The 970-nt window shown below is 63.1% G+C and carries 1 pseudogene; it reads left to right on the top strand.

Features of this window, described 5'->3' with window-relative positions:
- Nucleotides 1-970, top strand: a pseudogene (locus NGM28_RS28405) (RHS repeat-associated core domain-containing protein); the annotation flags it as partial.

The raw sequence follows: 970 nt of genomic DNA, 5'->3' as shown, positions 1-970 counted from the left end.
GCGCAAGAACGTCATCCGCCACGTCCACCCCGACGGCAGCCAGGACCGCTACACCTACGATGCGCGCAGCAACCTGTTGCAGCACATCCGTGCCGACCACAGCACGGTGCACTACGCCTACGACGATCACGACCAGCCGATCAAGCTGCGTGATGCCGAGGGTGGCTTATGGTTACGCGACTATGACGAGCGCGGCAACCTGGTCGAGAGCGTCGATCCGCTGGGGAACACCACCGAATTCGCCTACACCCCGGCCGGGTTGGTCAAGGCAATCAAGGATGCGCTGGGCAACGAGAAGACACTCGCCTACAACGACGCCGGGCAACTGCTCGAGTACACCGACTGCTCCGGCAAGACCAGCCAATGGGCGTACAACACCTTCGGCCAGTTGACCGCCTTCACCGATGCGGCCAACAACAAGACCGCCTACGAGTACCAGGCCGGACAGCTGGCCAAGGTCACCCACCCGGACAAGACCGAGGAACGCTTCAACTACGACGCCGAAGGTCGTCTGCTGGCCCACGTCGATGCGCTCGACCGCTGCACCACATGGTCCTATACCGCTGCCGGTATGCTCGCTGAGCGCATCGATGCCAACGAACACACCCTGCGCTACCGCTGGGACAAGCTCGGCCGCTTGATCGGGCTGGAAAACGAGAACACCAGCAAGGCCACCTTCCTCTACGACCCGGTCGGTCGCCTGCTGCAAGAAACCGGCTTCGATGGCTTGGTCACCCGTTACCAGTACGACCCATACAGCGGCCGGTTGGCGAACACCCAGGTTGGCCAGCGCCGGATCGAGCTGACCTTCGACCCGATGGGCCGATTGCGCGAGCGCACGGCGCGTCTAGGCAACCAAAGCCAGAGCGAGAGTTTCGCCTACGACGGCAATGGCCAGCTGATCCAGGCGGTCAACGCCGCCAGCAAGCTGCAATGGTTCCACGACGAAGCCGGCAACCTGACCCGTGAA

This window comes from Pseudomonas sp. MWU13-3659, from assembly GCF_023757525.1.
Classification (GTDB): domain Bacteria; phylum Pseudomonadota; class Gammaproteobacteria; order Pseudomonadales; family Pseudomonadaceae; genus Aquipseudomonas; species Aquipseudomonas entomophila_E.
This window is presented reverse-complemented; position numbering and strand designations above follow the sequence as displayed.